Here is a 25,392-nt window from a genome sequence, read left to right as displayed (position 1 = left end):
TGACCATTCAGGACTGTCAATCGGTACGGACTTCTATTCCTGCAGGAGCGCGTGGGTCCGGCTGATTTGTGCCCACGACTTCGGCGCCTTCGTGGCCTTCTTCGCGCTCAGTGCGGCCACGACCGGCTTCGACGGCGTGTAGAGCCAGGCCTGGAACAGCGCGCCGAGATCCTGACCGGAGATCTTCTCGGCCAGCGCGACGAACTCGGCCGTGGTGCCGTTCCCGTAGCGGTGATCGGCGGTCCACGTACGGAGAATGGTGAAGAAGTTGTCGTCGCCGACCGCGAGCCGCAGCTGGTGCAGGGTCATCGCGCCGCGGTCGTATACGGCGTCGCCGAAGAGCTCGGGCACGCCCGGATCGGCCGGCGGCGTGGCCCAGATCGTGGCGTCGTCCGGATACGTGGCGTAGAGGTAGTCGAAGATCTCCTGGGCCGTGCCCTCGCCGTTCTTCTCCGACCACAGCCACTCGGCGTAACTGGCGAAGCCCTCGTTGAGCCAGATGTGTTGCCAGTCCGCCACCGACACGGAGTCACCGAACCACTGGTGCGCGTTCTCGTGCGCGATCACGTACGTGTTGGACCCGCGCCGGAAGAACGAGGCGGCATAGTTGGGCCTCGTCTGGTTCTCCAGCGCGAAGCCCAGCGTGTTCGGCGGTGCGACGATGCCGCCGCGGGCCTCGAACGGCCACGGGCCGAAGACGGTGCTCTCCCAATCGGTGATCTCGGCGGTGCGCTCGACGCTCGCCCGGGCCGCGTCGCGGAAGTCGGGACTGAGCAATTGGGAGTACGCGTTGTAGACCGTGTCCCCGTTCGCAGCCGTGTCAGTAGTGACGTCGTATTGACCCATCGTGAGGAAGGTCAGATACGTGGCCTGCGGTTTCAACGAGCGCCAGCTCCACCGTGTGTAACCGAGCGTTTCCCGTACGGGCGGCCGCGGCATCGTCCCGTTGCTGATCGCCTCGACCCCGTCCGGCACCGACACGGAGACGTCGAACGTGGCCTTGTCCCGCGGGTGGTCGTTGCTCGGGTACCACCACCAGGCGATCTCCGGCTCGCCGACCGCCATCGCCCCGTCCGGCGTGCGGATCCAGGCGGTGAAACCCTCGGCCACCTTCGTCGACGGCACACCCGAGTACTGCACGACGACCGTCATCGGGGCATCCGCGGCGACGGTCCGGGCGGGGGTCACCACCAGCTCGTGGTCGCCTTCTCGCGCGTACGCCGCCGGCCTGTTGTTGACGTAGATCGAGGAGACGTCGAGCAGGAAGTCGAGGTTGAACCGGCTGAGGTCCTGCGTGGCGGTGGCCAGGATCGTCGTGGTGCCGGTCAGCTTGTCGGTGGCCGGCGTGTAGCGGAGCCGGATGTCGTAGTGGGAGACGTCGTACCCGCCGTTGCCGTAGTCCGGGTAGTAGCTGTCGCCGATACCCGACCCACCGGGCGCGGGCGCCGCTTGAGCGGCCACCCCCGTCCCGGCCAGGGCCAACGCCGTGGCGATCAAGCCCACAAGCAGTCGTCGCACGGGAACTTCCTTCCGTCGGCGGACCGGATCACGGCCCGACGTGGTCTCTGTCCCCGGCGAACATATCGAAGTTCACCGATAAGTGCGGCCCTACCCGGCCTGGTCGATCACGTCCCGCAGCATGGCGGCCAGCTCCCGCAGAAAGCCCGCCGCCCCGGCGTCGGTCGGGTCGCGGTCGATCCCCCAGTTGCCGTCGCCCTCGACCAGTCGCAGGAGAGTTCCGGCCGGCTGGGGCTCGCCGAGGATCGTCTCGAGGGCCGACAGATACTGACGGAGAAACAGCGTGTCGGTCCTCGCCGTGCTCGCGAGATCTCCCCGAATCTCCTCGAACGTCTCCGCATCGGCGACGTATCCGTGCAGCAGTGCCCGCACCTTCTCGATCGCGGGAAGCGCCGACCGCTCCGCGATGCGCGCCCGGACCGATTCCGGCAGGCCAGACGTATCCATCGGCTTACCCTAGTCCGGCCGGGAAGGCGGAGAGGACGAACGGGATCGGGGGATCCGAGCCTTCCGCGACCTTGATGCGGATCCGGACGAGGCTGGTCACGTCGTATTGCGACTGACGCGGTCCCGCGCCGAACATCCCCTTGTTGTAGTAGCCCACGCCGATCCGATGACCGGCGTCGAAGACGCTCTCGTGCGATCCGTCGATGGCGAGATCGCCGCGGATGGCCGGCCAGTTGTCGCGGACGTACTGGTTGATCTCGCGATTCATGATCGTGTGATCGGTCCACTTGTAGGACCCGCTCGCCGCCTTGCCCCATCCCGTATCGCCGTAAATCCGGCCCTCGACGGTCTTGGCGTTCGGATCCCTGGTCATGGGCATGTCCGGACCGTGGTGATCGAGCGTGTGTGCCTTCTCGTGCGCGGCGTCGTTGTTCGCGATATTGAACTTGGGCGGATCGTCGCCGAGTAGTTCGTACCGACGCATGATGCTTTGAAGTCGCACGTCGTCGGGGTGGCTGCCGGCGGCGCGGGGTGTTCCGCCCGGGGGCGAGGTGGGTCTGCTCGCCGAGAGTCTTCGCTCGGCGGCTTCCATGGCGCCGCGCACGCTGCCGAAGTCATCCGGGCCTCCGGGGCCGCCGGGGCGGTGGCCGGGTGGCTTGCCGCCGTCGTCGCCACCGCCGCCGTGTGGTCGGCGCGGGTGGGCCGTCATCGGTGGGTCCGCTCGGCGGCGTCCATGTCTTCCGACGCTAACAAGCGGCGTCCATCAATGTCCCTGGTAGGCCGCCTCGGTGCGGCTGTGTACGTTCAGGCGGGCGTACGCGTTCTCCAAATGCTTGCGCACCGTGTGCGGCGAGATGCCGAGCCGCCGGGAGATTGCCTGGTTGGTCAGGCCGTGGCGGACGAGGTCGAGCACCTCCTTCTCGCGGCGGGTGAGCGACGGCGACGGCGTGATGATGCGCCGGATCGCGGCCTCCAGGTGCGGGCGCAGCAGCGTCAGCACCAGGCGGTCGTGGTCGTCGAAGTCGGGCCCGGGGCCGCGGTCGAACAGCACCACGTTCGTCTGGCCGGGTGGGTGGGCGAGCTTCACGCCCAGCTCGTGTTCCATCCCGCACGGCCGGAAGTACTCCGCGTAGATGGCCGTCCGGTGCCACTCCCGCGGTGACAGCAGGTCGCCGATCGCGCAGACCGGCAGCGGCTCGCCGCGACCGTGACACAGCGGGTGCTCGTGGTAGGTCGCCCAGAAGGCGTCCTCGAGATCGTCGGAATCCGGGAGGGAACACACGCTGTCCAGCACTCGCCGGCCGGCCACGTCGAGCCGCGACCAGGAGACGACGTCGCACGGGATGGCCTCGGCCGCGGCCGAGAGGACGTCGTCGATCGTCGGCGACGGGGCGAGCAGCCGCCGGAGTGTGTTGTCACCGAGCGCGATGGCCACAGCGTGACCCTACGACGTACGTCGTATGGCGCCTGTCGCACAGCGGACGGCAGCGTGGAGAGCATGGGACACAACGAATGGCAGGCCCGCCCATCGCTGAACGAGGCGCGCGGTGGTCTGATCGGGACGACGACCGGCATCACGTACGCGATCGGGGGTTTCACCTCGGGCTTCGAGGCCGAGTTGGACTCCGTCGAGCGGCTGGACCCGGCGACCGGAAGGTGGACCAAGATCCGGCCGATGCCGACCGCGCGCGGCAATCCGGCCGCGGCGACCGCTCGGGACGGTGACGTCTACGTGCTCGGCGGATTCGTCGGCGACAAGACCGTCGACGTGGTCGAGGTCCTCGATCACCGGACCGGCCGCTGGCGCACCGGGCGGCCGCTGCCGGGCGCGCGTGGTGGGGCCGCGGCGGCCGCGATCGGCGAGCGCGTCTACGTGGTCGGGGGCTTCGACGCGGACGACAACGCGACCACGGCGGTCGCCTACTACGACATCAAGCGCGACTCGTGGCACGACGTGCGCCCGATGCCGACGGCGCGCGGCGTGCTCAAGGCCGAGGTGCTCGACGGTCACCTGTACGCGATCGCCGGCAGCGTCGACATCAAGGTCTTCCAGCCGACGGTGGAGCGCTACGACCCGGCCGCGGACACCTGGCGCAAGGTCGCGCCGTTGCACACGGGCCGCGGCAATCCGGGTGTGGCGGCGGGCGATCGGCGGATCTTCGTGGTCGGCGGGGCGAGCTCGGACGGCCCGCTGCGGACGACCGAGATCTATGACCCGCACGCCGATCGGTGGCGGACCATCGACGCCCCGCTCGCCGTCGGCCGGGCCTCGCTGTCGGCGGCCGTGGTCCGCGGCCATCTGGTGGCGTTCGGCGGCTTCGAGGTGCCGGCCGGCTCCCCGGTGGCGTCCGCCCGCGTCGAGGCCCTGGAGATCTGATCTACCCGAGGACGAGCAGGTCGACCTCGGCGGTCACCGGCTCGGGGATCGTCTCCGCCTCGGCGGCGCGGTCCAGGGCGGCGAGCCCGCGGACGATGTCGTCCTCGGCGAGGTGCTCGAAGGTGGAGATCGGCCGCAGCCGCATCCGAGCCGCGTAAGAGGCCAGACTCGGGGCGAACGTCTCGCGTACCCGGTCGATCGCCACCATCGACAAGCCCTCCGCCTCGAAAAGGCGTACCACCTCGGTCAGGGTGGGAAACATCCGTTGCTCGACCGGCCGCGCCGCCGGGATGAAGTCGTGCCACCGCAGATCGGGCATGCGGTCGGCGAAGGTGCTGCGCAGCAGGACCCGCCCGCCCGGCCGCAGCACCCGCCGGATCTCGGCCACCGCGGCCGGCCGATCCACGACGTGGTGGAACATCAGGAACATCAGCACGAGATCGCAGCATCGGTCCGGCAGCGGGATCGCTTCGGCGCTGCCGGCCAGGTATGCGACCCGCGGGTGCGCGGCGGCCTGCTCCCGCATCCGCGCCGACGGCTCGACGCCGTAGACGGGCCCGCCGAACGTGCCGGCCAGCGTGGGCGTGAACCGCCCGGTGCCCGAGCCGAGGTCGAGAACCGTCAGCGGCCGCGCGGGCGGCGCCCAGGAGGCGAACACCCGGGCCCAGGCCTCGCGCATGTCGTCGGGCATGGCCCGCCCGGTGGCGTAGACCGCGTGCTGTCTCGCGTCGTAGTCGACCCGCTCCATCGACGCACGCTAACAGGGCAAACGACAACCGGGCGCCCCCGAACGCGGGGACGCCCGGCGAGACGCGGGTCAGCGGGCGAGGGCCTGGCCCTGCTTGTCGGAGAACTTGCCGACGGCGATCGTGATGAAGTCGATCAGGGTCCAGACGCCGAGGCCACCGAAGGTGATCAGCATCAGGATGCCGGTGCCGACCTTGCCGACGTAGAAGCGGTGGATGCCGAGCGAGCCCAGGAAGAAGCAGATCAGCAGCGCGGCGATCCAGGACTTCGAGCCGGTGGCGGCGGTCTGGGTGGCGGTCATTATGTCGGGTCTCCCTATTTTGAGATGCGTCGAAAGCGATGCACGATAGCGAGCCGCCGCGGGCGTTGGCAAGATCGCTGGTTGTTTGTGTTATGGCGGGCGGAAGCGGCGGTCTCCCAAGGGTGTCCAACACCGCGAAGCCCTTCTGGGGCAGTGCATTGGTCGTTCTTCTGCTCGCCGGGGCGGGGGCGTGCGCGCACCCGGCCGCGAGCAATCCGGAGCCGCCGACGGCCGCGACCGCAAAAGCCGCTGAGGCGACAAATCCGGCAGCGAGCCCGGCAGCGAGTCCAGCCGCGAGCCCGGCCGCGAGCCCGGCCGCGAGCCCGGCCGCGAGCCCGGCCGCGAGCCCGGCCGCGAGCAAGCCGGCCGAAAAGGAGACCAACGGCTGGATCCCCGTCGACAAGGCGGCCTGGCAAAAGCAGGTAGCAGCCTTCAAGGCGCGCAAAATCGACCCGGTCCCGTCCGGAGTGGGCAATCTCCCGGAGTTCCGCGCCGACTGCACCTACAGCCACCGCCGCGCCGACGACCCGATCGTCTTCCCGGGCCTGCCGGGCGCCTCGCACATGCATTCCTTCGTCGGCAACAAGGCGGTCGACGCCGACACCACCGCCGCGGACCTGACCAGGTTCACCGCTTCCACCTGCAAGCCCGGCGTCGACCATTCCTCGTACTGGGTGCCGACCCTCTACGACGCCGCCACCAAGAAACCGGTCGAGACCACCGGCTTCCGCGTCTACTACCGATCGCTCCGCGGCAGCTCGGCGGACGTGATGCCGATCCCCACGGGACTGCGGATGATCGCCGGCGACGCCAAGAAGAAGACGCCGACCCCGCGCGGCGCCCAGGGCCAGTTCTATTGCGCCTTCTACGGCCCGGGCGACCTCGACGGCATCGCGCGCAGCGCCAACGGCAACTGGCCGATCTGCGGCGAGCCCGCCACCCTGCATTTCATGCTCCAGTTCCCGGACTGCTGGGACGGCAAGCACCTGGACAGCCCCAACCACAAGGACCACGTCGCCTTCGCAAGGGAGAAGGGCTGCCCGGCCGATCATCCGGTGCGGATCCCGGCGCTCACCTTCGACATCCAGTACGGGGTGAGGGGCACGACGCAGGGCTACTACCTGTCCTCGGACCCGGTCGGCAAGAGCGCCTCGTCGATGCATGGCGACGCGTTCCTGGTGTGGGACGCCGACGCCATGAACAAGCGCACGAAGGACTGTGTCGTCCAGCGCCGCACCTGCGACAACGACGGCTATCTCCGCTAATAGGAGTTTTTCCATCCGCCGCAAACGTATGTATGCAAACGTATGCGGTCGCGATACCGTCCCCGGCAACCGGAAGACGGGAGGCACGCGGATGAGAAGGATGTCCCTCCTTACAGTCACGGCCGTGATCGTGGTCGCGGGCTGCTCGCAGGGGGCTGATTCACCGGATTCCACGGTCGGCCAGAACGTGGCGGCCACGACGAGCTGCGCCTCGAAGGGCGAGCTCACCATGTGGGAGCGTTCGGGCGGCAACAAGGAAATGGTGGACATGCTGGTCGCGGCGTGGAACACCAAGAATCCCGACTGCAAGGTCAAGCTGACCTACATCCCGCACACCGAGATGGTCGGCAAGATCGCGCAGGGCATCGCGTCCGGTCAGGTCCCGGATCTGATGGGGATGGACCTCATCTACGCGCCGCAGTTCGAGAAGGCGCAGCAGCTCGTCGACCTGACCGACCGGATCTCGAGCTGGCCCGAGCTGGCGACCGCCAGCAAGGGGCACATGACGGTCGCGACCTACGAGAAGCGGCTCTACGGCGTCCCGCTCTACGCCGACGTCTCCGCGCTGTTCTACAACAAGGATCTCTTCAAGAAGGCCGGCCTCGATCCGGAGAAGCCGCCGACCAGCCTGCCCGAGCTGCGGGCCGACGCCGACAAGATCACCGCACTCGGCGGCGACATCAAGGGCTACTACCTGCCGGGCAACTGCGCGGGCTGCAACATCTTCACGGTCGGGCCGCTGATGTGGGCCTCGGGCGCGAAGATCGAGGCGGCCGGCCCCGGCGACGAGCCGCTCGTCGGCGACGGCGTCAAGCAGGTGCTCCAGTTCGAGCGGGACATGGTCAAGGCCGGCAACGTGCACGCCGGCGACCGCACCGAGAACGGCGAGACGTTCCACCTCCAGTTCGGGTCGGGCAAGGTCGGCATGATGGGCACCGGCAACTTCAACATCACGCTCGCCCGCCAGCAGAACCCGTCGATGAAGTTCGGCATCGCCCTGCTGCCCGGCATGGAGCCGGGGAAGAACGCCTCGTTCATCGGCGGTGACCTCGTGGTGGTGCCCAAGGGCAGCAAGCGGGTCAACGACGCGGTCAACTTCATGAAGTTCCTGCTCTCCGACGAGGTGCAGGTCGAGGTGTACGCGAAGGCGCTGAACCTGACGACGCGCAGCGACATGGTCGACAACAAGTACTTCAAGTCCGAGCCGCTGGTCCAGGACGTGGCCAAGGCGCTGACCGTCGGCCGCACGCCGTACACGCTCACGTTCTTCGAGCAGATCAACTCGCCGCAGGGGCCCTGGCTCAAGATGCTCCAGCGCGCCTACTACAGCGACGACGACCTCGACGCGGTCATCGCCGACGCGAAGAAGTCCATGAAGGAGATCGCAGCGAAATCCTGAGTGAGGGGGACAGTCGTGCAGCGCACCCGCAGAAATCGGTACATCGGGCTGGCCTACGTGGCGCCGGCGCTCGCGTTCGTGCTGGCGTTCACGGTCTATCCGCTGGGCCGGATGATGTGGATGTCGCTGCACGACTGGTCGCTCATCACCGAGCCCCGGTTCATCGGGCTCGACAACTACCGGCAGGCGTTCGGCGACCGGCAGTTCTGGGTGTCGTTCCTGTTCACGCTGAAATACACGGTCTTCATCACGCCCGTGCTCATCGTCGGGGGCTACCTGCTGGCGTTGCTGACGGCGCCGAAATCAAGGGCACGAGCATTTGCCCGTACGGTCATCTTCGTCCCGGTCGTCATCGGGCTCGGCGTCTCGAGCCTGCTGTGGTACTGGCTGTTCAGCACGAATTTCGGCGTCATCAACCGGATCCTGCTCGACCTCGGCATCGTCGACCACCCGGTGCTCTGGCTCGGGGTGGACGCCGGCACGTCGAACTTCGCGATCAGCACCTCGGTGGTCTGGAAGGTGATCGGCTTCGGGATGATCCTGTTCGTCGGCGCGATCCAGGCCGTGCCGACCGAGATCACCGAGGCGAGCCTGGTCGACGGCGCCGGCTACTGGCAGCGGATCGGGCGGGTCGTTCTGCCGCTCACCATGCGCACCGTCCTGCTCGTCACCCTGGTCAGCGTCATCGGCTCGCTGCTGGCGTTCGACCAGTTCTACATCATGACCGCCGGGCAGCCGCAGAACGAGACGGCGACCTCGGTCTTCTTCGTCTACCTGAACTCGTTCCCGTACCTGAAGCTCGGCTACGGCGCCGCCCTGTCGCTGATGCTCGCCGTGACGATCCTGGCGTTCACGATCGTGCAGCTCGTGCTGACCCGCCGGAGCGAGTCGTGACGGCGACGCTGGAACGGGCGCGGATCCGGGCCGCCACGAGGGGCATGCCGGTCCGGCGCGCCGGCTATCTGGTGGCGGCCGGCTGTGTGGCGATCGGCGTGGTCATGCTGCTGCCGTTGCTCTACTCGGTGCTGGCCTCGATCAAGCCGACGGCCGAGGCCGCCGCCACCCCGCCGACGTACCTGCCGCACGGGTTCAGCCTGGACAGCTACCGGCGCCTGTGGGACTACCAGGAGGGACTGCTGACCTACCTGGGCAACAGTTTCGGTACGGCCGTCCTCACGATCCTGTTCACGCTGGCGCTCACGGTGCCCGCCGCGTACGCCCTCGCCCGGTTTCCGATTCCGGGCAAGGAGCTGATCTTCGTGGTGCTCCTGCTCTCGCTGATCGTGCCGTACCAGGCGCTGCTGACCCCGATGTTCCTGATGTTCGCCAAGATCGGCCTGACCAACTCGCTGGTCGGGCTGGCCGTCCTGCACACCACGATCCAGCTGCCGTTCAGCCTCTACATCCTGCGCAACAGCTTCGCCGCGGTGCCGCGCGAGCTCGAGGAGGCCGCGGTCATGGACGGCGCCGGGTCGCTGCAGACGCTCTGGCGGATCTTCATCCCGCCCACCGTGCCGGCCGTCGTCACCGTCACGCTGTTCGCCTTCATCACGTCCTGGAACGAGTTCCTCGGCGCGCTGGTGATGATGAGCTCGAGCGCCAAGTTCACCCTGCCCGTGATCCTCGCGACCGCGCGCACCGAGACCAGCCTCGGCGGCACCGACTGGGGAATGCTCCAGGCCGGCGTCACCATCTCGATCCTCCCGTGCGTGCTCGTCTACCTGTTGCTTCAGCGGTACTACATGGCCGGCCTGATGAGCGGAGCCGTGAAATGAGCGTCGTCGTCGTCCAGCCCTCCCGGGCCCGATTCTCCCCGTTCGACGCGCCGCAGGTCTCGCTCGTGGGCGGGTTCTGGGGCGACCGGATCCGGATCAACCGCGAACGCACCATCCCGCACGGCCTCGACCAGCTGCGGTCGGCCGGCACCCTGAACAACCTCCGCCTGGCCGCCGAAAAGGCGGGGAACTCGGCGGGGGAGTACCGCGCCTCGGCCGATTCGGTCGGCGGCACCCTGCCGTTCCTCGACTCCGATGTGTACAAGTGGCTCGAGGCGGTCGGGTGGGAGCTGGCCCGCCGGCCCGACGACGGCCTGGCCGAGGCGGCGGACGAGGTGATCGGGATCGTCGCCGCGGCCCAGCGCCCCGACGGTTACCTGAACAGCTACGTCCAGGTGGTCAGCGGCGGCGAGCCGTACCGCGATCTGTCCTGGGGTCACGAGCTGTACTGCCTCGGCCACCTGATCCAGGCCGCGGTGGCGTGGCACCGCGCGCTGGACGACGACCGGCTGCTGTCGATCGCGGTCCGCGCCGCCGCGCACGTGCCGCCCGGGCTGATCGACGGCCATCCCGGCATCGAGATGGCGCTCGTGGAGCTCACCCGGGTGACCGGCGACCGGAGCCATCTGGCGACGGCCGCCCGGATGCTCGAGCTGCGTGGCCGGGGGACGCTCGCCGGGGCGGAGCGCTTCGGCGCGACCTACTTCCAGGACCATGAGCCGGTACGGGATGCCGCCTCGGTCGCCGGTCATGCGGTCCGGCAGCTCTACCTGGACTGCGGCGCCGTGGACGTCGCCGTCGAGCTCGGGGACGACCGGCTGCTGGCCGCCGTGCGCCGCCGCTGGGACGACATGATGCGCACCCGCGCGTACCTGACCGGCGGCCTCGGCAGCCGGCATCGCGACGAGGCGTTCGGCGACCCGTTCGAGCTGCCGCCCGATCGCGCGTACGCGGAGACCTGCGCGGCGATCGCGAGCGTGATGCTGGCCTGGCGGCTGCTGCTGGCGACCGGCGAGGTCGGTTACGCCGACGCGATCGAGCGGACCATGTTCAACGGCGTGCTGCCCGGGCTCTCGCTCGACGGGACGCGCTTCTTCTACACCAACCCCCTGCAGCGGCGCACGCATCGCGCGCCGGGCGGCGCCGGCGAGCGACGGGCCTGGTATCGCTGCGCCTGCTGCCCACCCAACCTGATGCGCATGCTGAGCTCCTGGCCGCAATATCTGGCGACGTACGACGAGAGCGGCATCCAGATTCACCAGTACGCGTCGGCCGACGTCGCCTCCGACCGGACCCGCCTCGAGGTGCGCACCGGCTACCCGTGGGACGGCCGCGTCACGGTCCGCTTCGTGGAAACGCCGGCCGAGCCGTGGACCCTGTCCCTGCGCGTGCCCCGATGGTGCCGGTCGGCCACCCTGACCAGCCCGGACGGCACGCTCGCGGTCGACGCCGGCGTGGTGAAGCGGCACCGGCGCTGGCAGCCCGGCGACGTCGTCGAGCTGAGCCTCGACCTGCCGCCCCGGATCACCGAGCCCGACCCCCGCGTCGACGCCGTGCGCGGCTGCGTGGCGGTCGAACGCGGCCCGCTCGTCTACTGCGTCGAGGCGGCGGACGCCCCGCCGCTGACCGAGATCGAGGAGCTCTCCTGGGATCCGGGCCGGCCGCTGCGGTCGGCGCCTCGACCCGACCTCGCCGAGTCGATGGTCGGCGTCACCGTCCCGGTGTCCGGCGGCGGTTCGGCCGGCGCGATTCCGTACTTCGCCTGGGGAAACCGCGGCGCCGGCGGTATGCGCGTCTGGATACCGCGCTGATCAGGGCCGTGCGGATCAGGGTTGCGGAGGCGGGGCGGTCGAGCCGCGGACGATCAGGTGCAGCGGGAACTCGGCGGTGGCGGGGTCGTGAACACCGGACGGGTCCTTGGCCAGGGCCACCGCGCGGGACACGCCCCAGCCGACGATCTCGGCGATCGGCATCCGGAGGGTCGTGAGGGCGGGGACGGTGTGGGCGGCGATGAGGATGTCGTCGAAGCCGACCACCGACAGGCCGGCGGGCACCGGGATGCCGAGGCCGTGCGCGGCGTGCAACGCGCCCACGCCGACCAGGTCGGTCGACGCGGCCACCGCCGTCGGCGGCTCGGGGCGGCTCATCAAGGCGGTCAGCGCCGACTCGCCGCCGTCCAGGGTGCCGGGGCAGCGTTGCAGGTACCCGTCGGGCACCCCGCCGAACCGCTCGCGCATGAAATCGACGTACGCGTCCTCGCGGATCCGGTATTCGTTGGGCAGCTCCGCGCTCAGGAAACCGATCCGCCGATGCCCGAGCGACGCCAGATGCTCGAGCCCGGCCTGCACGCCCGCGCGGTCGTCGGGGTTGGCCGCCGGGAAGTCGAGCGGGCTCGTGCCCTGCCACAGCCCGACCACCGGCACCGGCGAGTCGCGCAGGTCGGCGAGCAGTTCCGGATAGGCCCGCATGTCGCCGAGCAAGATGATCGCGTCGGTGTGCCGCGTCTCGAGCACGGTGGTGAGCGGGGCGCCCTCGCCGACCTGGCCGTGGACGTGGCCGAGCACCACGTTGTAGCCGTGGGCCATCGACTCGACCACCAGCGACTCGATGACGCCGGCGTAGAAGACGTCGCTGAAGTCGCGGACCACGGCCCCGATCAGGTTCGTCGACGCGCCGCGCAGGCCGCGGGCCAGTGGGTTGGGCCGGTAGCCGAGGTGACGGGCCGCCTCGATCACCCGCTCGCGGGTCTCGGCCGCGATCGGCACCCGGGTCGGCGCGTTGTTGAGCACGCGCGACACGGTGCTCTGCGAGACCCCGGACGCGGCCGCGATGTCGCGCATGGTGATCACCGGGCGCGCGTGATTCGGCATCGGCGCGAGCCTACACCGGTATGCGCGCATACGATTGCGTCGGGAGGAACGGCCATGACGATTGATCTCGAAGCCATCGCGGCCGAGCGTGACCGCATCCGTGACGACTACCTTCACCCCGCGCCCGGGCGGCCGCCGACGAGCGCCCGCGGCCTGCACCATTTCGCGCTCATCTGCTCCGATGTGCGGCGGACCATCGAGTTCTACCAGGGGGTGCTCGAGTTCCCGCTGACCGAGATCTTCGAGAACCGCGACTACCCGGGCTCGAACCACTTCTTCTTCGACATCGGCAACGGCAATCTGCTGGCGTTCTTCGATCTGCCGGGTCTCGACCTCGGCCCGTACGCGGAAGTCCTCGGCGGGCTGCACCACCTCGCCATCTCGGTGACGCCGGAGCAATGGCGGCATCTGCGGGACCGGCTCGGCGCCGCGAACGTGCCGTACGAGGAGGAGAGCGGGACGTCGATCTACTTCCGCGACCCCGACGGCGCGCGCCTGGAGCTGCTCGCCGATCCGCTCGGCGAGATGTACGGCGCCAAGGTGCTGTAAGCGCCGGCCGGGGCCTCGCGGCCCCGGCCGGAACTGCTCAGCCCACGACGGAACGCAACGGGATGCGTGCCGCGCGCAGGTCACTCACCAGGTCCCGCAGGAACGGGTGCTCGTCGAACGCGAGACCCTGCGGGTTCGGAATCGTCAGGTACGCCGAGTCGCCCACGACCGAGATCGTGGCCGTGCTCGTGTACCGGGCGACGATCTGCCGCGTACGGTCGGCGTCGGCCGCCGCCACCCGGATGCGACCGGGACGCCACTCGCCGCCGAGGTTGGCCGGAGCCGGCTCGGCCGCCGCGGCCGCGCGGGCCGGATCGGCGCCGAGCGTGCGCAGCGGCGCCGGCGACGCCGCCGGGGTCAGCAGCGCGTTGGCCACCAGTTGCAGGCCGCTCTCGTTGTAGGCGCGGAACAGCGGGTTGTACGCGAACAGCACCGCGCGCCCGGCGCCGGTCGGCTCGTCCACCACGACCGCCGTCCCCCGGAGGGTGTCGGCGTCCACGGTGTAGCCGTTGTGCCAGAACGTGTCGCCGGCCGGGTAGGTCAGGACGTTGGTGCCGGTGGTGCTCGGGTTGAGGATCGGGTCGTCGTTGTTGAACTCGAAGTCCTCGGCCGGGCGGCCCAGCGCGACCGGGCTGCTCGGGTCGACGTCGACCCGCAGGTGCGAGCCGATCACCAGGTAGTCGTCCGGCTTGGCCTTCTCGGTGGTGGAGGTCAGCCCGGCGGACCGGGCCACCCGGGTGCCCTCGTTGCGCAGTCCGACGTACGTGTGGCCCTGGGCGATCCAGTTCCGCAGGTTGGCCTGGCCGCTCGCGGTCAGACCGCCGGTCGCGCTGCTGCCGTCGGGCACGAGCAGCACCGTACGGCCGGTGAACGCGGGCGTGTTGTCGTTGATGTCGGCCGTGGTGACGGGCGTCAGGTCGAGGCCCCAGCGCTGACCGAGCACGTAGCGGGCCTCGCCGTAGGAGCCGGATGTGGTCGAGACGCCGGTGCCGCGGAACAGGCCGACGTCGGGCCGGACGAGCTTCTCGCCCGGTGACGGCCGGCGATGCGGGGTCAGCGACACGCCGAGCGACCGGGCGAGCCGATCGACGGCCGGCGTCACGCTGGTGGCCGGCACCTCGGCGCGGCCGGCGTCGCGGGTCACGGCGGTGCCCTGGCTCAGCAGCTGGAAGGTCAGCTGGGCGGCCGAGGCCGAATCCAGGGGATAGGTGTACGAGCCGGTTCGCGGTGCTGATCCCGTACGGCCGCCGGTTATGAATTTGACCCGGTCGGCGCGTGGGTGAACGTCGTCGCCGGTGTAAATCGTGTCGATGCCCATCAATAGCGGATTGCTCCACGAGGACACGTCGTAGAAGTAGGGGAACGGGACGTAGGGGTCCTCGCCCAGGGTCGCCTGGATCCAGTGTTTCTGCGGCTGGTCCATCGGGATCCAGTAGGCGCCGGCCGGCACCGTGACGTTGTTTCCGGTGCGGCCGCCGAAAATGCGCGCGTGCCGCACGGTGAGCGGCTTCTTGACCTCGTAGACCTCGACGTCCATCTTGCGCAGCCGCTCGACCAGCCGGCGCACGTCGCCGAGCTGCCGGCCCGGCATCAGGAAATACGACCTGATTTTGATGTCCGGAACCGGGAACTGGACCTCGTTCTCGGGCTGGACCACCTCGTTCGGCTCGAGCGCGCCGGCCCGGCCCTCGGCCAGCGCATCGGCCCAGATCTGGTAGTAGCCGGTCAGCACCTCGCGCTTGTTGGCCGATGCCCAGCCCAGCGTCGCCCACTGCGTGTTGAACTGCTGCTGGACCCGATCCTCGACGGCGGAGGCGCTGCCTTTCTCGTACGTCATGCCGGCCGCCCCGAATCCGGTGGCCGGAACGGTGTCGCCGTATCCCATGTAGAACAGGTCATAGGTGTCGTAGTTGAAGTAGCACTCGGTGTTGTTCGTCTCGGTGCAGGCGCCGTTGTAGCCGAACGCGGCCTTGTTCGCCTCGCCGATCCGGTTGATCCAGTCGACCGGCTGATCGGCGATCTCGTGATGGATCGGGTCGGCGTTGGGCGGGAAGAAATAGCGCCGGCCGCCCATTTCGTGCGCGTCGATGAAGACCTGCGGCGGATACTGCCGGAGCAGCTCGAGCTTGCTGTCGGTCTCCGGCTGGGTACGCGCGAACCAGTCCCGGTTGAGGTCGAAGCCGAACTCGTTCTGCCGCCGGGCGGCGTCCCGGCCGTCCGGATTCTGGGTCGGCAGAATGACGGTGACCAGGTTGTCGTTGCGTTCGCGAACGGCGCACGAAAGGCCGGCCGCCAGCTCGTACAACGTCTTGAGCGAGGCGTCGGCGCCGCTCGTCTCCCCGCCGTGCACATTGCCGGCGATCCACACGATGGCCGGCCCGTCCTTGGCGATCCGGCGCGCCTGCCCCGCGCTGAGCGTGCGCGGATCCCTCAATGCGCGGATCGCGTCGAGCGTGCCGCGGCTCACCCGCTTGCCGGAGACCACCGCGTACCGCAGCGGCTGACCGAGCACGCTGGTGCCCATGGTCCCGGTGACGACGCGGTCGGAGGCCTGATCCACCGCGCCCAGATAGTCGCGAATCTCGGTGTTGGTGACGACCCGCTGCTGGCCGGCCCCGAGCGGAAAGCCGAGGTAGCTTTCCGGGCTCGGGACCGAGCCCAGATAGGACGGATCGGTGCTGCACGACCCGGCGCTGGCCGGGCTCGCCGTCAGAAGTGGCGTGAGGGCCGCCGTCAGGACGACAGTCATTGCGGTTCTGGACGTTATTTCCGTAAATCGCATCGCGTCCCCGTTCCAAGTCCGGGAAATTTGACGCGATCAATGTATCTACTGTTGTTGCTCCGCGGATCCCATGATCCGGCCGAGTTGAGCGAGCGAACCGGCCCGGTCGATCTCGTCCAGCGCGGCCGAGTCGAAGCCGGCCATCGGGGAGTCCCCGGCGCGGGTCGCGCCATCCGGCCATGCGCACCGACTTCCACTCGAGGTCGACCGCTCCGTTCTCGATGTGGAACCCGCCGCCGCGCTCGAAGAGCAGAACCAGCGGCTCGTACGGATCGTCCAGTTCGCCGGGAAGCCCGACACCCGGCGTGGCGCGCAGGGCAGTCCACTGCAAAATGAACGGCACGATCCGGGCGACATTCCGGCCGCCGCCCTCCGCCTTCCGGAGCAACTCGTCCACGACGGCTTCGTCGGCCCGGACACCAGGGTCGACGCACGCGGCGATGTCGAAGAAGGGGAGCGGCGCGTCGCACTCGTACGCGGCGGCCCAGCGGGCCGCGCGGCGGAAGTACTCCTTAGGGGCGCCTCGGGTCGCCATTCGTTGGGCGCCAGATCGTGTGCGCTGGGATGGTCGGGGTGGAGCACGTGGTCGCCGTCGGCGTCGTAGGAGTCGGGATGGGCCGAACGGTAGGGGACGTCGGCCTCCATCAGCTTGTTCTCGACGTACTCGTGGGCGGCGAGGTTGCGGAACTCGGCTATGCGGGTCGGGCTCAGCGTCCCGTGCGTGGCGCCGTCCCAAAGGTCGACGATGCCGTCGTCCGGCGTGAAATATCCACGTTCGACCTGCCCAGGGCCGAGGGCCACGTCGTGCTGCTGGACGAACAGATTCTGGCGCATGCCTCGACGATCCGAGGGTCGATCCCGGTGTTCGCGGCGACGCGTGCCGTGTCGCCGGGGCTGTTGCGGATGCGCCGATAGGCCTCGGCCGCCCGCGCCGTGAAGCCGTCGTCGCCTCCGGCGAACTCGGCGCCGCGCGGAAAGTCGGACCGGAACTCGCCGGAGGCGGCAACCGTGCGTGGCCGGCTCGCCCACGTGATCGCCGCGATCGCTTCGTGCGCCTCGGCGATGCTGCCCGCCGCGATCGGGCGCGAGCGGATGTGGCGGCCGTGGCCCAGCTTCGCCGCGCCTTCCCCGGTTCCACCGTGCGGTGCCCTCGGCCGACCGCTCACATCGCCGAAGCTAGCAAGTGGTGTCTCTCAGCAGTGGTAGGTCGTGATGACGTCGGCGTTGCTGGGCGCCGAGCGGTTGCCGGCCGCGTCGACCGCTCGGGACGTCACGGTCTGGGGGCCGCCGTGCGGGAAGTGCAGGGTGCCCCACACGCCCGACTCCGTGCCGGTGTCGCGCAGCGTGCCGAGCAGGACGCCGTCGGCGAAGACCTGGTAGGTGAGGGCGGCCTGGGCCGTCGCGTTGTCGGTCGCGCGCTGGATCCCGATCGTGAGCGGGTACGGGCCGGCGGCCCAGCACAGGCCGGACGCGTACAGGATGTACGGCGCGGACGGTGGCGTGGTGTCGGCGCGCGCGGCCTGGGCGGGTGTGGCGGCGAGCGCCCCGGTGGCGGCGGCGAAGGCGGCCACCACGGCGGATGGTCGAATCATTGCGACCTCCTCTAAAGACCGTTAGTACGTTCTTTAGAGACGGTAGGCTCGGTCAGCCGGGCACGCAAGTCGGACTTCAGGACCTTGCCGACCTTCGAGCGCGGCAGGTCGTTCCAGATCTCGATCTGCTTCGGGGTCTTCACGCTGCCGATCCGCGCCTTCACGAACGCGGCGACCTCCTCCTTGTCGGCCGTCGCGCCCGCGCGCAGCTGGATGATGGCGGTCAGCCGTTCGCCCCATTTGTCGTCGGGCAGGCCGATCACCGCGCAGTCCTGGATCGCCGGGTGCTGCATGAGGGCCTGCTCGACCTCGGTCGAGTAGACGTTGAAGCCGCCGGTGATGACCATGTCCTTGGCCCGGTCCACGATGAACAGATAGTTCTCGTCGTCGAGGTAGCCGATGTCGCCGGTGTGGTGCCAGCCGTGCGCCGAGGCGGCCGCGGTCGCCGCCGGATCGCCGTGGTAGCCGCGCATCACCAGCGCGCCGCGGCACACGATCTCGCCGGTCGCGCCGCGCGGCAGCAGCGCGCCGTCCGGTCCCATGATGGCCACGGTGACCAGCGGCGACGGGCGGCCGGCCGACGACAGGCGATGCCGCGCGACGCTGCCGTCGGGCAGGTAGTGGTCGGCCGGCGCCATCGTCGAGATCATCATCGGCGCCTCGGTCTGGCCGAACAGCTGCGCCATCGGGCCGAGCCGCCGCAACGCCTCCTCGAGCCGGGTCGCGGACATCGGCGCCGCGCCGTACCAGAAGCAGCGCAGCGACGACAGATCGGCCTCGTCCAGCGCGGGGTGCGCGAGGACCATGTAGATCAGGGTCGGCGGCAGGAAGGTGTGCGTCACCCGGTGCCGCTCGATCAGCGCGACGAACGCGGCGACGTCGGGCTTGCGCATGATGACGATCTCACCCCCCTTCGCCAGTACGGGGAAACAGAGCACCCCGGCGGCGTGGGTGAGCGGGGCGAGCGCCAGATAGACCGGCCGATCCGCCCAGGGGTAGCTCATCAGCGTGATGGCCGTCATGGCGAGCAGGTTGTCCCCGGTCAGCTCGACGCCCTTGGGCCGCCCGGTCGTCCCGCCGGTGCCGACGATCATGGCCAGGTCGTCCACGGCGGGAAGATCGACGTCGGCACCCGCGGAGGTCAGAAAATCGTCGAGGTCGGAGAGGCACACCAGCGTCTTCAGCCCGGGCAAAGAAGCGCGGATCTTGTCGACCAGCGGGGCGAACGACTCCTGGTAGATCAGCGCCGTGCAACCGAACAGCGCCAGGAGCTCGCGGTTCTCGTACGCCTCGTTGCGGGGGTTGATCGGGCACCACACCGCGCCGGCCCGGCTGATGCCGAAGACGCACGTGAAGGCCGTCGGGTCGTTCCCGGAGAGCACCGCCACCCGCTCTCCGGGAACGATTCCCCGGGCGGCCAGCGCTGCCGCGATGCGGAAGCTGAGCTGCCGCACCTCGGCATACGTTCGAGTCGCACCGTCCGTGGTGAGACAGGGCGCGTCCGGGTCGAGCGACGCGCCCTTGTCCAGGTAGTCGACGAGCCGCATGACTCAGCGCTCGACCGTGACCGTCGGCTCGCGGACCAGGCCGAAGCTCTCCAGCACGCCGAGCAGCTCGCGGTGGCCGAAGGCCTGGCAGCCGGAGGCGAAGCCGACTCGCCGCGGCGGCCGCTGGAGCAGGTGGTACGCGGCGTACGCCTGCATCAGGCCGGTCTGCTTGTAGTTCGAGTTGCCGTAGATGACGCAGTGCGCCCGGCCGAGCGGGCCCGAGGCGTGCACGGAGTCGACCGACTTGTTCAGACGCGGGTTCTCCCGGGGTGGCATCTGGTTCATCACCTGCGCCGCCGTCGCGGTGAGCGCCGCGTACCTCTCATCCGGTTGCATGTCCTTGGTCGCCTCGACGGCCGCCGCCACGATCTGCGGCACGCCGTTCATCAACGCCCGGTTGAAGACGCCGCCGAGCACCTTGACGTTGGCCACCCGCGGGTCGTTGCGGTACCAGACCGGGTGCGAGGTGCCGCCCCACGGCAGCGCCAGGGCCAGCTCGTGCTGACCGGGGAGCACCAGCTGGTAGAGGCCGGCCTCCGGGTCCCAGGCCTCGTAACGGTTCTGCTCGAGCCGGTACGCGCCCGAGGTCGCCGCGTTGACCAGGATCGTCAGCGTGGACGCGATCGTCGGGCTCCCGCCCCAGAACACCGCGATGTCCAGCGTGTCCAGTCCGGGCTTCTCCAGGCAGAGCTCGGCCGCGATCTCGCCGGTGGTGTACATCTGCGCGATGCCGGGCGCCAGCAGCAGGCCGGCCGCGGCGAAGTCGGCGCCGTGCTTCTCGTCGCAGGTGATCATCCAGTCCTGCTCGCCGGTGGTGTCGAGGTAGTGCACCCCGGCCGCCAGGCAGGCCTCGACGACCTCCGGCCCGTACACGCTGAACGGTCCGACCGTGTTGCAGACGACGCTCGATCCCGCGAACAGCTCGGTCAGCGCCTCGACGTCGTGGCCGACCTCGACGATCTCGTAGTCGGCGGTCTCGATGCCGGCCACGTTCTCCTGCATCGACTGCTTGAGCTTGCCGGCGTCGCGGCCGGCGGCGACGAACGGCACGTTGTACTCGCGCAGGTACTCGCAGATCAGCCGGCCGGTGTAGCCGGAGGCGCCGTAGACGACGACGGGCTTGGCGGCCATCTCACATCCCCATTCCGCCGTCGACCGGCAGGCCCACGCCGTTGATGAACCGGGCCGCGTCGGAGGCGAGGAACACCACGGCGTCGGCCATGTCGCCGACCTCGCCCAACCGGCCGGACGGGGTCAGCTCGACCACGGCGCCGACCGCTTCCTCGGGCGATCCGAACAACCCCAGCCGGGCGACATCGTTGGCGAGACCGGCGCCCATCGCGGTGGGGACAAGACCGGGATAGATGCAATTCACCCGTACGCCGTAACCGAGCTTGCCGGACTCCATGGCGGCCACCCGGGTCAGCCGGTCGACGCCGGACTTGGTGGCCGAGTAGATCGCGATGCCGGGGAACGCGATGGTGGCCGCGACCGAGGCCACGTTGATGACGACGCCGCCTTTCGGGTTCGCCGGGCCGCCCGGACGCATCGCCCGGAATGCGTGCTTGATGCCGAGCGCGGTGCCGAGCAGGTTGACGTCGAGCATCTTGCGTACGGCGGCCGGGTCGAGGTCGACGATCAGGCTGGTGATCTCGACACCGGCGTTGTTCACCACGATGTCGAGCCCGCCCAGGATCGCGATCGCCTGCTCGACGGCGGTCGCCCAGTTGCCGTCGTCGGTGACGTCGAGGTGCACGAAGCCGCTCCCGTCACCCAGTGACTCGGCGACCTTGGGGCCGAGGTCGTCCTGGAGATCGGCGACGACGACTTTCGCGCCGGCGGCCGCGAGCGCGCGGGCCATGCCCTCGCCCAGGCCCTGGGCGCCGCCGGTGACGAGGGCGCGGCGCCCGGTGAGATCGATCTGTGCCATGGCAGCTCCTTCGAGAGACCTACATCACATGCCTCTGCTTGACAGTTGTCAAGAAATCTTTGGACGCTTGTCAAGCTCGTACGATGGGGGACGTGACCCCGACACGACCGGTCGACAAGTTCGACCGCCGCCGCGACGAACTCGCCGAGAGCGCGCTGCTCACGCTCGGCGAGATGGGGTACGCGCGGGCCAGCCTCCGCGAGATCGCCGGCAACTCGCCGTTCAGCCACGGCGTCGTGCACTACTACTTCCAGGACAAGCTCGAGCTGGTCATCTACAGCGTCCGCTACTACAAGGCGCGCTGCGTCACCCGCTACGACGCCGTCGTGCGCGACTCGACCTCGGCCGAGGGCCTGGTCGAGGCGTTCGCGGCGAAGCTGGCCGAGACCATCCGCGAGGAGGCGCCGATGCACCGCCTCTGGTACGACCTGCGCACGCAGAGCATGTTCGAGAGCGCGTTGCGCGAGCCCATCACCGAGATCGACGCCGCGCTGGAGGCGATGATCTGGCGGGTCATCGACCGCTACGCCGCCCTGTCCGGCCGCCCGGCGTCGGTCAACTCGGCGGCCGCGTACGGCATGCTCGACGGCCTGTTCCAGCAGGCGCTGCTGGCCTACACCGCCGGCGGCGAGCCGGTCCTGGGCGGCCTGGCCGGTCAGGTCCGCGCCGTCCTGCCACTGATGATCACGCGCCCTGCTTCCGCCGCACCATCTCGGTGATCCACACCGGCGCATAGGGCGACGTGCAGTTCGGCGGCGTCGGATAGTCCTTGAGCACCTCGAGCCGCTCGCCGATCGCCAAGGCACGGGCGCGGTGCCCGGCGTGCTCGATCCCGATCTGGGCGAGGCAGTGGTTCATCGCCCATTGCAGCGGACCCGGCGCCGGCTTCATCTCGGCCTCGATCACGTCGAGCAGCCCCGCCAGGTCGAGACCCTCGGGCTTCCGCGCCACGCGTTCGGTGGTCAACGCCCACCCGGCACTCGCCACCACCGGATCGGGGTCGCCGATCCAGGCCAGGCGAAGCTCCTCGGCGTACGGACTCTTCTTGGCCACATAGCCGACCAGCCAGTCCCGCACCTTCGGTGTCCGCGCCTCGCGCAGCATGGCGTCCAGCTCGTCCCGCCCGAACGCCCGCGGCCGGCAGATCAGCAACGCCAGCAGCCGCGCCGCCGTGTCGCCCGTCGCCCACAACCCGAGCGCCAGCTCCTGGTCCGTCTTGAGCCGTTTGGCGATGGCGCGCAGCTTGCCGAGGTTGACCCCGTGATCGTCCCCGTGCCGCTCGTTCACGGCCCGCGCCTTGGCGTCCTCGAGCGCCGCCAGCTCGGCCATCACCTCGGTCACCGTCGCCCCGGCCATGCGACCGACACTAGACGCCGTGCCATGATCTTTCGCGTGCGGGAGTGGGCGGCGCTGGACCATGCGGAGCAATGCCGCGGCCCGGCCTCCCCGACTCGCAGGGCTCCAACCCGGCTTAGGCTTTCGGCATGCGGGTTGCGTTCGCCAGCGACGACGAGAACGAGACCACCCGGGCGGTGCTCGCCGCCCTGATCGGTGGCGGCCACGAGATCGTTCGGGCCGAGGCGGCGGAGAGCTGGCCCGATCTCGGCCGGTTCGTCGGGCGGGCCGTGGTCGACGGGCGGGCCGACTACGGGGTGGTGATGTGCTGGACCGGCACCGGCACGGCGATCGCGGCCAACAAGGTGCCCGGCGTGCGGGCGGCGGTCGCCTGGGACCCCTGGATCGCCCGCGGCGCCCGGCTCTGGAACGACGCGAACGTGCTGGCCATGAGCCTCAAGCGGCTCGCGCCGGACGTGGCGGTCGAGGTGCTGCGCGCGTTCCTCGGCACCTCCGCGCCCGACCCGGACGAGGCGGCGAACATCGCGGCCATCGAACAGACCTGACGCGCCCTAGGATCGTCTGCTGAACCGGAAAGGGCGGACGAATTGCGCGACGATTTGGCGGAGTTGCTGCGACAGCTGCGCGACCTGACCGGGCGGAGCCTCCGCGAGCTCGCCCGCGACATCCACGTCAGCAGCTCCTCGCTGTCCCGCTACTTCTCCGGCCAGGCCGTCCCGCCCTGGCCGACGGTGGTGGCGCTGTGCAAGGCCGCCGGCCGCGATCCCCGGCCCCTGCGCGAGGTGTGGGAGCGGGCCAAGGAGGGACCGGCCGCGGCGAGCGGGCCGGCCGCGTCGCCGGCGCGCAACGACCTGCCGCACGACATCACCGCCTTCACCGGGCGCAAGGCGGAGCTGGACGTCCTGCTCGGCGCCGCGCGGAGCACGTCGGTGGTGGCGATCGACGGCATGGGCGGGGTCGGCAAGTCGGCGCTGGCCGTGCACGCCGCCCACCGGCTGACCCCGGACTTCCCCGACGGCCAGCTGTACCTCGACCTGCACGGGTTCACCCCGGGCCGGGAGCGGGTCGAGCCCGCGGACGCGCTGCGCATCCTGTTGTCCGCCCTCGGGCTGCCGCCCGGCCGCATCCCGGACGAGGTCGCCGAGCGGGCCGCGCTGTGGCGGTCGGAGCTGGTGGCGCGGCGCGCGATCGTGTTGCTGGACAACGCGTCCGACGCCGGCCACGTGCGCGATCTGCTGCCCGGCGCCGGTCCGAGCTTCGTCGTGATCACCAGCCGCCGACGGATGGTCGAGCTCGAGGCGGTGCGGCCGATCTCGCTCGACGTCCTGCCGGCCGAGGAGGCGGCGGAGCTGTTCGTCGAGTCGGCGGGCAGGACCCGGCCCGGCGATGTCGGCGAGGTGCTGCGCCGGTGCGGGAACCTGCCGCTGGCCATCCGGGTGGCCGCCGCGCGGCTGCGGCACCGGCCCGCCTGGACCCTCGACACGCTGGTGGAACGGCTGCGGGAGGGCGATCTCGCGGTCTCGGACGTGTTCGCGATGTCGCTGCGCCAGCTCGACCCGGCCCAGCGGCGCATGTTCGGGCTGCTCGGTCTCGTGCCGGGGGAGGACATCGACGCGTACGCCGCAGCCGCTCTTGCCGGAATTCCGCTGCCGAACGCCCGTTCGCTGCTGGAAGACCTCGTCGATGTGCATCTGATCCAGGAGCCGGCGGCGGGCCGTTACCGGATGCACGATCTGCTGCGGCAGGTCGCCCGGTCCGAGGACGCCGCGGCCGGTCCGGTGCCGGCGATCGCCCGGCTCGGCGACTACTACCTGGCCGGCATGCTGGCCGTGAAGGAGCTCGTCGAGATCGTCATCCCGTTGCCGGTGATCGTGTCGGAGCCGCCGCCCGCGCTGCCCCGCTTCGCCGGCTACGACGCCGCCGTCGACTGGATGACCACCGAGTGGGCCAATCTCACCGCGACCTTCGCGCTCGCGGTGGAGCTGCGCATCGACGCCACGGCGGTCGGCCTCGGGCAGCTCGCCTCGATCTCGCACGCGCGTCGCGGCGGCACCGCGCTGCTGCGCCGCGGGCTGGAGGCCAGCATGCCCGCCGCCGAACGGCTCGGCGACCGCCGCCTGCTCGCCTCGCACCGGTACCTGCTGGGCGCGACGCTGATGCGGATCGGCCGGCTGGCGGAGGCGGCGCCGCAGCTCGAGGCGGCCCGCACGCTGATGGCCGCCGAGGGCGACGTCGTCAGCGAGGCCATCGCCCTGCTCCAGCTGGCCGAGATCCGGCTGTATACGGGCGACGCCGCGGTCGCCGCCGAGCTCCTGCGCCGGGCGGCGGCGCTGCTGCCGCCCGGCGAGGCGGCCACCGGCGTACGGGTGCACACCAGCCTGGGCCAGGCGCTGGTGCAGCTGGGCCGGCACGACGAGGCCCGCGAGGTGGTGTCCGCCGTGCTGGGCGCCGCCCGCGGCCTGGACCGGCAGGCCGAGCGCATGTGCCTCGACGTGCTCGGCCGGGCGGCGCTGGGCCGGGGCGACGCCGGGGAGGCCCTCGACCTCGCCGAACGGGCCGTCGCGCTCAACCGGGCGAGCCGCCATCCGATCTTCGAGGCGGCCAGTCTCACCGACGCCGCCGTCGCCCTGTGCCACCTCGGTCGCGCCGCGGAGGCGGCGACCACCAACGCCGAGGCGGTGCGCATTCTGGAACGGACCGGGGAGCCACATCGGATGGTGCGGAGCCTCATCCCCTACGCGGAAGCCTGTCTCGCCGTCGGAGACCCGGACGCGGCGGCGGCGCAGTTCGAGGCGGCCCTGCGGATCGCCACCGCGCACGACCTCGCCTACCTGGCCGAGGCGGCGCGGGACGGCCTGGCCCGGGTGTCCCGTCCCGTCCCGGGACACGCCCGCAACGGCGTCCCATCGGCGTAGAAGCGCAGCCCAGGCCGGTGCG

The 25,392-nt window shown here is 70.3% G+C and carries 24 protein-coding genes; 10 read left to right on the top strand and 14 right to left on the bottom strand.

Translation table 11 applies throughout. The annotated features are described in order from the left end of the window. Positions 1-33: 33 nt before the first annotated feature. The 4 genes from ACZ6TB_RS36755 to ACZ6TB_RS36740 all read right to left on the bottom strand — a co-directional run bounded on the left by ACZ6TB_RS36755 (position 34) and on the right by ACZ6TB_RS36740 (position 3,400). Positions 34-1,518, bottom strand: coding sequence for a M1 family metallopeptidase (locus ACZ6TB_RS36755; RefSeq protein ID WP_465562515.1), 1,485 nt, complete (start codon positions 1,516-1,518; stop codon positions 34-36). A gap of 90 nt (positions 1,519-1,608) precedes the next feature. Next, on the bottom strand, positions 1,609-1,965 hold the full coding sequence (locus tag ACZ6TB_RS36750; RefSeq protein WP_465562513.1) for a hypothetical protein: 357 nt from the start codon (positions 1,963-1,965) through the stop codon (positions 1,609-1,611). A 4-nt stretch (positions 1,966-1,969) separates the two neighbouring features. Further along, positions 1,970-2,557, bottom strand: a complete 588-nt coding sequence (locus ACZ6TB_RS36745; RefSeq protein WP_465562511.1) for a hypothetical protein — start codon at positions 2,555-2,557, stop codon at positions 1,970-1,972. 171 nt (positions 2,558-2,728) lie between these two features. Next, on the bottom strand, positions 2,729-3,400 hold the full coding sequence (locus ACZ6TB_RS36740) for a helix-turn-helix domain-containing protein (RefSeq protein ID WP_465562509.1): 672 nt from the start codon (positions 3,398-3,400) through the stop codon (positions 2,729-2,731). A 63-nt stretch (positions 3,401-3,463) separates the two neighbouring features. Between ACZ6TB_RS36740 and ACZ6TB_RS36735 the strand changes: the two genes are divergently transcribed. Then, positions 3,464-4,342: a Kelch repeat-containing protein gene (locus ACZ6TB_RS36735; RefSeq protein ID WP_465562508.1), complete on the top strand. Its 879-nt coding sequence runs from the start codon at positions 3,464-3,466 to the stop codon at positions 4,340-4,342. Position 4,343: 1 nt separating this feature from the next. Here ACZ6TB_RS36735 and ACZ6TB_RS36730 read toward each other — a convergent pair whose 3' ends face one another. Together ACZ6TB_RS36730 and ACZ6TB_RS36725 are read right to left on the bottom strand one after the other, a co-directional pair. Then, a complete protein-coding gene (locus tag ACZ6TB_RS36730; protein WP_465562506.1) occupies positions 4,344-5,090 on the bottom strand; it encodes a class I SAM-dependent methyltransferase in 747 nt (248 codons plus the stop codon). Between the two features lie 69 nt (positions 5,091-5,159). Then, the gene (locus ACZ6TB_RS36725) at positions 5,160-5,390 is read right to left on the bottom strand and encodes a TM2 domain-containing protein (RefSeq protein WP_465562505.1); all 231 of its coding nucleotides are present in this window, start codon (positions 5,388-5,390) and stop codon (positions 5,160-5,162) included. Positions 5,391-5,512: 122 nt separating this feature from the next. On the opposite strand from ACZ6TB_RS36725, the gene ACZ6TB_RS36720 reads away from it, so the two are divergent. The 5 genes from ACZ6TB_RS36720 to ACZ6TB_RS36700 all read left to right on the top strand — a co-directional run bounded on the left by ACZ6TB_RS36720 (position 5,513) and on the right by ACZ6TB_RS36700 (position 11,640). Next, positions 5,513-6,655: a DUF1996 domain-containing protein gene (locus ACZ6TB_RS36720; RefSeq protein WP_465562504.1), complete on the top strand. Its 1,143-nt coding sequence runs from the start codon at positions 5,513-5,515 to the stop codon at positions 6,653-6,655. A 124-nt stretch (positions 6,656-6,779) separates the two neighbouring features. Continuing rightward, the gene (locus tag ACZ6TB_RS36715; RefSeq protein WP_465562502.1) at positions 6,780-8,054 is read left to right on the top strand and encodes an ABC transporter substrate-binding protein; all 1,275 of its coding nucleotides are present in this window, start codon (positions 6,780-6,782) and stop codon (positions 8,052-8,054) included. 15 nt (positions 8,055-8,069) lie between these two features. After that, positions 8,070-8,948 carry a carbohydrate ABC transporter permease gene (locus tag ACZ6TB_RS36710; RefSeq protein WP_465562500.1) on the top strand — a complete coding sequence of 293 codons (879 nt, stop codon included), beginning with the start codon at positions 8,070-8,072 and terminating at the stop codon, positions 8,946-8,948. Continuing rightward, positions 8,945-9,829, top strand: coding sequence for a carbohydrate ABC transporter permease (locus ACZ6TB_RS36705; RefSeq protein ID WP_465562498.1), 885 nt, complete (start codon positions 8,945-8,947; stop codon positions 9,827-9,829). Before ACZ6TB_RS36710 ends, ACZ6TB_RS36705 begins: the two co-directional genes overlap by 4 nt. After that, positions 9,826-11,640: a glycoside hydrolase family 127 protein gene (locus ACZ6TB_RS36700; RefSeq protein ID WP_465562496.1), complete on the top strand. Its 1,815-nt coding sequence runs from the start codon at positions 9,826-9,828 to the stop codon at positions 11,638-11,640. Before ACZ6TB_RS36705 ends, ACZ6TB_RS36700 begins: the two co-directional genes overlap by 4 nt. A gap of 15 nt (positions 11,641-11,655) precedes the next feature. Here the strand turns inward: ACZ6TB_RS36700 and ACZ6TB_RS36695 are convergent, their stop codons facing one another. Continuing rightward, the gene (locus tag ACZ6TB_RS36695) at positions 11,656-12,699 is read right to left on the bottom strand and encodes a LacI family DNA-binding transcriptional regulator (RefSeq protein WP_465562494.1); all 1,044 of its coding nucleotides are present in this window, start codon (positions 12,697-12,699) and stop codon (positions 11,656-11,658) included. Positions 12,700-12,753: 54 nt separating this feature from the next. Here ACZ6TB_RS36695 and ACZ6TB_RS36690 point away from each other — a divergent pair, with 54 nt between their 5' ends. Then, positions 12,754-13,248: a VOC family protein gene (locus tag ACZ6TB_RS36690; RefSeq protein ID WP_465562492.1), complete on the top strand. Its 495-nt coding sequence runs from the start codon at positions 12,754-12,756 to the stop codon at positions 13,246-13,248. Positions 13,249-13,285: 37 nt separating this feature from the next. Here the strand turns inward: ACZ6TB_RS36690 and ACZ6TB_RS36685 are convergent, their stop codons facing one another. The 6 genes from ACZ6TB_RS36685 to ACZ6TB_RS36660 all read right to left on the bottom strand — a co-directional run bounded on the left by ACZ6TB_RS36685 (position 13,286) and on the right by ACZ6TB_RS36660 (position 21,099). Further along, entirely contained in the window at positions 13,286-15,997 is a 2,712-nt protein-coding gene (locus ACZ6TB_RS36685) for a M14 family zinc carboxypeptidase (RefSeq protein ID WP_465562489.1), read from the bottom strand. 740 nt (positions 15,998-16,737) lie between these two features. After that, positions 16,738-17,196, bottom strand: coding sequence for a hypothetical protein (locus tag ACZ6TB_RS36680; RefSeq protein WP_465562487.1), 459 nt, complete (start codon positions 17,194-17,196; stop codon positions 16,738-16,740). 27 nt (positions 17,197-17,223) lie between these two features. After that, positions 17,224-17,622, bottom strand: a complete 399-nt coding sequence (locus tag ACZ6TB_RS36675; RefSeq protein WP_465562486.1) for a hypothetical protein — start codon at positions 17,620-17,622, stop codon at positions 17,224-17,226. 11 nt (positions 17,623-17,633) lie between these two features. Beyond that, a complete protein-coding gene (locus tag ACZ6TB_RS36670) occupies positions 17,634-19,169 on the bottom strand; it encodes an acyl-CoA synthetase (RefSeq protein ID WP_465562484.1) in 1,536 nt (511 codons plus the stop codon). 3 nt (positions 19,170-19,172) lie between these two features. After that, positions 19,173-20,300: a DUF5938 domain-containing protein gene (locus ACZ6TB_RS36665; protein WP_465562482.1), complete on the bottom strand. Its 1,128-nt coding sequence runs from the start codon at positions 20,298-20,300 to the stop codon at positions 19,173-19,175. Between the two features lies 1 nt (position 20,301). Next, positions 20,302-21,099 (bottom strand): SDR family NAD(P)-dependent oxidoreductase, encoded by a 798-nt coding sequence (locus ACZ6TB_RS36660; protein WP_465562480.1) that lies wholly within the window; start codon positions 21,097-21,099, stop codon positions 20,302-20,304. 92 nt (positions 21,100-21,191) lie between these two features. On the opposite strand from ACZ6TB_RS36660, the gene ACZ6TB_RS36655 reads away from it, so the two are divergent. After that, complete coding sequence (locus ACZ6TB_RS36655) at positions 21,192-21,818, top strand: TetR/AcrR family transcriptional regulator (protein WP_465562479.1); 627 nt, start codon at positions 21,192-21,194, stop codon at positions 21,816-21,818. Here the strand turns inward: ACZ6TB_RS36655 and ACZ6TB_RS36650 are convergent. Then, complete coding sequence (locus ACZ6TB_RS36650) at positions 21,784-22,455, bottom strand: DNA alkylation repair protein (protein ID WP_465562477.1); 672 nt, start codon at positions 22,453-22,455, stop codon at positions 21,784-21,786. The two genes, ACZ6TB_RS36655 and ACZ6TB_RS36650, sit on opposite strands and share 35 nt — an antisense overlap. A 128-nt stretch (positions 22,456-22,583) precedes the next feature. Between ACZ6TB_RS36650 and ACZ6TB_RS36645 the strand changes: the two genes are divergently transcribed. Beyond that, positions 22,584-23,000, top strand: coding sequence for an RpiB/LacA/LacB family sugar-phosphate isomerase (locus tag ACZ6TB_RS36645; protein WP_465562476.1), 417 nt, complete (start codon positions 22,584-22,586; stop codon positions 22,998-23,000). Positions 23,001-23,042: 42 nt separating this feature from the next. Further along, on the top strand, positions 23,043-25,370 hold the full coding sequence (locus ACZ6TB_RS36640) for an ATP-binding protein (protein ID WP_465562474.1): 2,328 nt from the start codon (positions 23,043-23,045) through the stop codon (positions 25,368-25,370). Positions 25,371-25,392 lie beyond the last annotated feature (22 nt).

Source organism: Actinoplanes sp. NPDC051537, from assembly GCF_055586105.1.
This window is presented reverse-complemented; position numbering and strand designations above follow the sequence as displayed.

What these genes read in the sequence shown, in the direction of transcription:
- ACZ6TB_RS36745 (WP_465562511.1), bottom strand. Translation starts at nt 2,557, where the DNA reads ATGGAAGCCGCCGAGCGAAGACTCTCGGCGAGCAGACCCACCTCGCCC.
- ACZ6TB_RS36690 (WP_465562492.1), top strand. Translation starts at nt 12,754, where the DNA reads ATGACGATTGATCTCGAAGCCATCGCGGCCGAGCGTGACCGCATCCGT.
- ACZ6TB_RS36665 (WP_465562482.1), bottom strand. Translation starts at nt 20,300, where the DNA reads ATGGCCGCCAAGCCCGTCGTCGTCTACGGCGCCTCCGGCTACACCGGC.
- ACZ6TB_RS36695 (WP_465562494.1), bottom strand. Translation starts at nt 12,699, where the DNA reads ATGCCGAATCACGCGCGCCCGGTGATCACCATGCGCGACATCGCGGCC.
- ACZ6TB_RS36645 (WP_465562476.1), top strand. Translation starts at nt 22,584, where the DNA reads ATGCGGGTTGCGTTCGCCAGCGACGACGAGAACGAGACCACCCGGGCG.
- ACZ6TB_RS36750 (WP_465562513.1), bottom strand. Translation starts at nt 1,965, where the DNA reads ATGGATACGTCTGGCCTGCCGGAATCGGTCCGGGCGCGCATCGCGGAG.
- ACZ6TB_RS36660 (WP_465562480.1), bottom strand. Translation starts at nt 21,099, where the DNA reads ATGGCACAGATCGATCTCACCGGGCGCCGCGCCCTCGTCACCGGCGGC.
- ACZ6TB_RS36735 (WP_465562508.1), top strand. Translation starts at nt 3,464, where the DNA reads ATGGGACACAACGAATGGCAGGCCCGCCCATCGCTGAACGAGGCGCGC.
- ACZ6TB_RS36675 (WP_465562486.1), bottom strand. Translation starts at nt 17,622, where the DNA reads ATGATTCGACCATCCGCCGTGGTGGCCGCCTTCGCCGCCGCCACCGGG.
- ACZ6TB_RS36650 (WP_465562477.1), bottom strand. Translation starts at nt 22,455, where the DNA reads ATGGCCGGGGCGACGGTGACCGAGGTGATGGCCGAGCTGGCGGCGCTC.
- ACZ6TB_RS36685 (WP_465562489.1), bottom strand. Translation starts at nt 15,997, where the DNA reads ATGACTGTCGTCCTGACGGCGGCCCTCACGCCACTTCTGACGGCGAGC.
- ACZ6TB_RS36725 (WP_465562505.1), bottom strand. Translation starts at nt 5,390, where the DNA reads ATGACCGCCACCCAGACCGCCGCCACCGGCTCGAAGTCCTGGATCGCC.
- ACZ6TB_RS36730 (WP_465562506.1), bottom strand. Translation starts at nt 5,090, where the DNA reads ATGGAGCGGGTCGACTACGACGCGAGACAGCACGCGGTCTACGCCACC.
- ACZ6TB_RS36700 (WP_465562496.1), top strand. Translation starts at nt 9,826, where the DNA reads ATGAGCGTCGTCGTCGTCCAGCCCTCCCGGGCCCGATTCTCCCCGTTC.
- ACZ6TB_RS36670 (WP_465562484.1), bottom strand. Translation starts at nt 19,169, where the DNA reads ATGCGGCTCGTCGACTACCTGGACAAGGGCGCGTCGCTCGACCCGGAC.